Raw genomic sequence first — 5364 nt, 5'->3', positions numbered from 1 at the left:
CGTCCTCTCCCGCATGGCCTGCCAAAGGCAACCACACTTGTCAAGGGGTGTCGCGAAAAGCGTGCGACACCCCTTGACAAGCGCGGTAGGGCTGCGCCCAGGCCATACGGGAGAGGACGAGCGCGGGAGCCTGTTTTATTGGTTTTGCCGAGGTGGCCCTCGGCGGTCCGTTCGGTCAGTCCTGTTCGAGGTCGCCCTCGGTCTGGAGGTAGACGGCCTGGAGGGCTTCCAGGGTGTTGGGGTCGGGGTGCTCCCACATGCCCCTGTTGGCGGCTTCCAGCAGGCGTTCGGCGATGCCGTGGAGGGCCCAGGGGTTGGACTCCGTCATGAACTTCTGGTTCTCGGGGTCCATGACGTAGGTGGCGGCGAGCTGTTCGTACATCCAGTCCGCCACGACGCCGGTGGTGGCGTCGTAGCCGAAGAGGTAATCGACGGTGGCGGCCAGTTCGAATGCGCCCTTGTAACCGTGCTTGCGCATCGCCGAGAGCCAGCGGGGGTTGACGACTCGGGCCCGGAAGATGCGGTTCGTCTCTTCGTGGAGGGTTCGGGTGCGGACGTTCTCCGGGCGGGTGTTGTCGCCGATGTAGGCGGCCGGGGCCTTTCCGGTGAGGGCGCGGACCGTGGCGATCATGCCGCCGTGGTATTGGAAGTAGTCGTCCGAGTCGGCGATGTCGTGTTCGCGCGTGTCGATGTTCTTCGCGGCCACGGCGATGCGCTTGTAGGCCGTTTCCATGTCGGCGCGCGCTTCCGTTCCGTCGAGGTCGCGGCCGTAGGCGTAGCCGCCCCAGACCGCGTAGACCTCGGCGAGGTCGGCGTCGTCGCGCCAGTTGCGGCTGTCGATGAGCGGGAGGAGGCCCGCGCCGTACGCGCCCGGTTTGCTGCCGAAGATGCGCAGGGTGGCGCGGCGGTGGTCGTGGTGGACCGCCAGGTCGGCTTGGGTGTGGGCGCGGACGTGGTTGTCGGCCGGGTCCTCGTTGAGGTCGGCGACGAGTTGGACGGCGTCGTCGAGGAGTGCGACGACATGGGGGAAGGCGTCGCGGAAGAAACCGCTGATGCGGACCGTGACGTCGATTCGCGGGCGGCCGAGTTCGGCGAGCGGGATCGCTTCGAGGCCGGTGACGCGGCGGGATTGGTCGTCCCAGGTGGGCCGGACACCCATCAGGGCGAGCACCTCGGCGATGTCGTCACCGGCCGTGCGCATGGCGCTGGTGCCCCAGACCGACAGGCCGACGGAGGGCGGCCACTCCCCCGTTTCCTCGCGGTAACGGGCGAGCAGCGAGTCCGCCATGGCCTGACCGGTCTCCCAGGCCAGGCGGGACGGCACCGCCTTGGGGTCGACGGAGTAGAAGTTGCGGCCGGTGGGCAGGACGTTGACCAGGCCGCGCAGCGGCGAACCGGAGGGCCCCGCCGGGACGTAGCCGCCGTCGAGGGCGTGGAGGACGTTGGTCAGCTCGTCGGTGGTGCGGGCCAGGCGCGGCACCACCTCGTCGGCCGCGAACTCCAGGATCCGCGCCACGTCCTCGTCGTCGGTGAGGGTGCGGGCGGTGGCGCGGTCCCAGCCCGCGTCCTCCATCGCCTGGACCAGGGCGCGGGCCTCGGCCTCGACGCGGTCGGTGGCGGTGCGGTCGGTGGTGTCGAGGCCGAGGGCCTCGCGGAGGCCCGGCAGCGCCGCCGTCCGCCCCGCCCACATCTGCCTGGCCTGGAGGATCGCCAGGACGAGGTTGACGCGGGCCTCGCCGGTGGGCGCCTGCCCGAGGACGTGGAGCCCGTCGCGGATCTGGACGTCCTTGATCTCGCACAGCCAGCCGTCGACGTGGAGCAGGAGGTCGTCGAACTCGGCGTCGTGCGGCCGGTCCTCCAAGCCGAGGTCGTGGTCCAGCTTCGCGGCCTGGATGAGGGTCCAGATCTGGGCCCGGATGGCGGGCAGCTTGGCCGGGTCCATCGCGGCGATGGCGCCGTGCTCGTCGAGGAGCTGTTCGAGCCTGGCGATGTCGCCGTAGCTGTCGGCGCGGGTCATCGGGGGCACGAGGTGGTCGACGAGGGTGGCGTGGGCGCGGCGCTTGGCCTGGGTGCCCTCCCCCGGGTCGTTGACCAGGAACGGGTAGATGAGCGGGAGGTCGCCGAGGGCCGCGTCGGGGCCGCAGGACGACGACATGCCCGCGGTCTTGCCGGGCAGCCACTCCAGGTTGCCGTGCTTGCCGACGTGGACGACGGCGTCGGCGCGGAACTCCTCCTCCAGCCAGCGGTAGGCGGCCAGGTAGTGGTGGCTCGGCGGCAGGTCGGGGTCGTGGTAGATGGCGATGGGGTTCTCGCCGAAGCCGCGCGGCGGCTGGACCATGACGACGACGTTGCCGGAGCGCAGGGCCGCCAGGACGATGTCGGAGCCGTCCACGAAGAGGGTGCCCGGCGCCTCGCCCCAGTGGCGCTCCATGGCCTCGCGGAGGTCCTCGGGGAGCGTGTCGTACCAGGTCCGGTAGCGGCTCGCGGGCAGGCGGACGGGGTTGCCCCGGAGCTGCTCCTCGGTGAGCCAGTCGGGGTCCTGGCCGCCGGCGGCGATGAGGGCGTGGATGAGGGCGTCGCCGTCCTGGTTGTCCACGCCGGGGAGGTCGTCGCCGATGTCGTAGCCGCGGTCGCGCAGCGCGGCGAGGAGGCGGACGACGCTGGCCGGGGTGTCCAGGCCGACGGCGTTGCCGATGCGCGAGTGCTTGGTGGGGTAGGCCGAGAGCATGACGGCGACGCGGCGTTGCGCCGGCGGGACGTGGCGGAGCCTGCCGTGGCGGACGGCGAGGCCGGCCACGCGGGCGGCGCGCTCGGGGTCGGCCACGTAGACGGTGAGGCCGTCCTCGTCGACCTCCTTGAAGGAGAACGGGACGGTGATGATCCGGCCGTCGAACTCGGGGATCGCGACCTGGGTCGCGGTGTCCAGCGGCGACAGCCCGTCGTCGTTCTCGTCCCAGGCCGCGCGGCTGGTGGTGAGGCAGAGGCCCTGGAGGATCGGCACGTCGAGGGCCGCCAGGGCGCCCACGTCCCACGCGTCGTCGTCGCCGCCCGCCGACGCGGTGGCGGGCTTGGTGCCGCCCGCGGCGAGGACGGTGACGACGAGGGCGTCCGCCTTGCGCAGCTCGGCGAGCAGAGCCTCGTCGGCGGAGCGCAGGGAGGCGCAGAAGATCGGCAGCGGGGTGCCGCCCTTGGCCTCGATCGCGTCGCAGAGGGCGTGCACGAAGGCCGTGTTCCCGGCCACGTGGTGGGCCCGGTAGTACAGGACGGCGACGGTGGGGCCGTCGCCACCGCGCTCGCGGTCGAGCAGGCCCCAGGTGGGCGCGGGCTCCGGCGCGGCGAAGCCGTGGCCGGTGAGCAGGACCGTGTCGGACAGGAAGTGGTGCAGCTGGGCGAGGTTGGTCGCGCCGCCGTGGGCCAGGTAGGCGTGCGCCTCGGCGCAGACGCCCGCGGGGACGGTCGACAGCTCCATCAGCTCGGCGTCGGGGTGCTGCTCGCCGCCCAGGACGACGACGGGGCGCGGGCCGGCCAGGAGCGCGTCCAGGCCCTCCTCCCACATGCGCCGCCCGCCCAGGATGCGGACCACGACGAGGTCGACGTCCCGCAGCAGGTCGGGCAGGTCCTCGGGGGCGGTGCGGGCCGGGTTGGCCAGGCGGTAGTCGGCGCCGCTCGCGCGGGCGGACAGCAGGTCGGTGTCGGAGGTCGACAAGAGCAGGATCACGTGCGGGCTCCATCCCTCGGGGGTCCTCGCCCCAGGTCGTAGGGGACGGCTGGCGGAGTTCCTGACTCCCGGGGGGCTGCCCCCGGTCACAGTGGCGGGACCGCGCCGGATTCACACCGGCTTCCTCCTGTTGCTTCGCCGTTCGGACGTCACCCTAGTTGGTGGTTAGCATCCAGCCCATGTCCACCGATCGAGATCGCCCGGACGCCTGCCCCGGCGCCGTCGAGGTGCACCGCGCCGCCGACGGCGGGCTGGCGCGCGTGCGGGTGCCCGGCGGCACGCTGACCGCCGACCGGTGGGACGTGCTGCGCACCGCCGCACTGGAGCTGGGCGACGGCTCCCTGGAGCTGACCTCACGGGCGAACGTGCAGCTCAGGGGCCTCGCGGACGGGGCCGAGGCGGAACTGGCGGCACGGCTGCGCGAGGCCGGGTTGCTGCCCTCGCCGACGCACGAGCGGGTGCGCAACGTCGTCGCCGACCCCCTGGACGACAACCAGGCGCTGGTCGACGCGATCGACGCGGCGCTGTGCGCGGAACCGGAGCTGGCTCACCTGCCCGGTCGATTCCTGGTCACCGTCGGTCACGGGGTCAGCGGCCTCGCGGGTGACGTCGGGCTGGTCGGGGACGCGTTGTTCCTGGCCGGTGTCGATTCAGGGATCCGGGTGACCGACCCGGTGGGGGCGGTGGTGGCGGTCGCGCGGCTGTTCCAGGAGCTGCGCGGCACTGCCTGGCGGCTGTCCGAAGTGGACGGCGGTGTGGGGAAGATCACCGCCGCGCTGGGCGGCGCGGGCGACGAGCGGCTGCCCGCCGCTGTGACGCCGGTCGCACCGGGGCCGGCCGGTTCGGTCGTCGTCGCCGGAGTGCCGCTGGGGCGGTTGGACGCCCGGCTGCTGGCCGGTGTGCCCGTCCGGGTGACGCCGTGGCGGAGCGTGGTCGTGCCGGCGGGCACCGACACGACCGGGTTGTTCACGTCGGCGGACTCGCCGTGGCACGGGGTGAGCGCGTGCACCGGGCGGCCGGGGTGCGCGAAGTCGTTGAGCGACGTGCGGGCCGATGTCGCCCGGTGGGTCGGCACCCCGCACGCGGGCCGCGTGCACTGGTCGGGCTGCGCGCGGCGGTGCGGGCGGCCGGCCGGGGACGTGGTGGAGTTCGTCGCCACCGGCGACGGGTACGAGGAGATCAGGTGACCAGCTACGTCAGGGACGGCGCGGAGATCTACCGCCGCTCGTTCGCCACCATCCGGGCCGAGGCCGACCTCGGGCGCTTCCCCGCGGACGTGGCGCGGGTGGTGGTCCGGATGATCCACGCGTGCGGCATGGTCGACCTCGTCGACGACGTCGCCTTCTCGCCGGACGTGGTGCGGGCGGCGCGCGACGCGCTGCTGGCCGGCGCGCCGGTGCTGTGCGACGCGCAGATGGTGGCCTCGGGCGTGACCCGGCGGCGGCTGCCCGCCGACAACGAGGTGCTGTGCCTGCTGGGCGACCCGCGGGTGCCCGCGCTGGCCGAGGAGATCGGCAACACGCGCAGCGCCGCGGCGCTGGAGCTGTGGGGCGGCAGGCTGGAGGGCGCGGTGGGGGCGGCAGGCAACGCGCCCACGGCCCTGTTCCACCTGCTGGACCTGATCGCCGCGGGCGCGCCGAAGCCCG

3 protein-coding genes and 1 riboswitch are annotated in these 5364 nt (G+C 73.4%); of the genes, 2 read left to right on the top strand and 1 reads right to left on the bottom strand.

Features of this window, described 5'->3' with window-relative positions; genetic code table 11:
• Positions 1-175: 175 nt before the first annotated feature.
• Entirely contained in the window at positions 176-3718 is a 3543-nt protein-coding gene (gene cobN, locus ACFV4N_RS39305; protein ID WP_499677768.1) for a cobaltochelatase subunit CobN, read from the bottom strand.
• Between the two features lie 55 nt (positions 3719-3773).
• Positions 3774-3845: riboswitch (cobalamin riboswitch) on the bottom strand.
• A 52-nt stretch (positions 3846-3897) separates the two neighbouring features.
• On the opposite strand from cobN, the gene ACFV4N_RS39300 reads away from it, so the two are divergent.
• Together ACFV4N_RS39300 and ACFV4N_RS39295 are read left to right on the top strand one after the other, a co-directional pair.
• Entirely contained in the window at positions 3898-4905 is a 1008-nt protein-coding gene (locus ACFV4N_RS39300) for a ferredoxin-like domain-containing protein (RefSeq protein WP_499677767.1), read from the top strand.
• Positions 4902-5364: precorrin-8X methylmutase (locus ACFV4N_RS39295; RefSeq protein WP_499677766.1), on the top strand; the 463-nt coding region annotated here is incomplete at its 3' end. The genes ACFV4N_RS39300 and ACFV4N_RS39295, both read left to right, overlap by 4 nt.

This window comes from Actinosynnema sp. NPDC059797, from assembly GCF_042732085.1.
Classification (GTDB): domain Bacteria; phylum Actinomycetota; class Actinomycetes; order Mycobacteriales; family Pseudonocardiaceae; genus Actinosynnema.
The sequence above is the reverse complement of the archived record's forward strand: the minus strand, read 5'-3'. Positions and strand labels throughout refer to the sequence as shown.